General features: G+C 53.5%; 1 protein-coding gene. It reads right to left on the bottom strand.

Annotated elements, in window-relative coordinates; genetic code table 11:
* Positions 1–447: recombinase family protein (locus tag KP705_RS17730; protein WP_215765235.1), on the bottom strand; the 447-nt coding region annotated here is incomplete at both ends.

Below are 447 nucleotides of genomic sequence, written 5' to 3'. Positions count from 1 at the left end.
GAGAGTTCGATAGACAGTTGGCCGAGAAATAGAAAACAGTTCTGAAAGATCGCTGATGGAGTAATCGCCGGTATCATACATCCGGCGAAGCTCTTTTTGCTGACGTTCAGAAAGCTTGGGTTTCTTTCCGCGTAGTTTACCTTTGTCGCGTGCAACGGCCATCCCTTCACGAGTACGCATCCGGATCAGATCGGCTTCAAACTCCGCGAAAGTCGCAAGGATGTTGAAGAACAACTTGCCCATTGGATCAGACGGATCGTGAATACTGTTCCCAAGTTGAAGCTTCACGCCACGGGATGCCAGGCTGTCGCCAATAAGCCGTGCATCAGGGACAGAGCGGGCCAGTCGATCAAGCTTTGGTACGACCAAAGTATCGCCACTACGAACAGCCGCCAGTGCCTGGTCAAGGCCGGCCCTTTCCCGGTTCGTGCCGGTGAAGCCCTTGTC

The sequence above is a fragment of the Gluconobacter sp. P1D12_c genome (genome assembly GCF_018812105.1).
In the GTDB taxonomy this organism is placed as follows: Bacteria; Pseudomonadota; Alphaproteobacteria; order Acetobacterales; family Acetobacteraceae; genus Gluconobacter; species Gluconobacter oxydans_A.
This window is presented reverse-complemented; position numbering and strand designations above follow the sequence as displayed.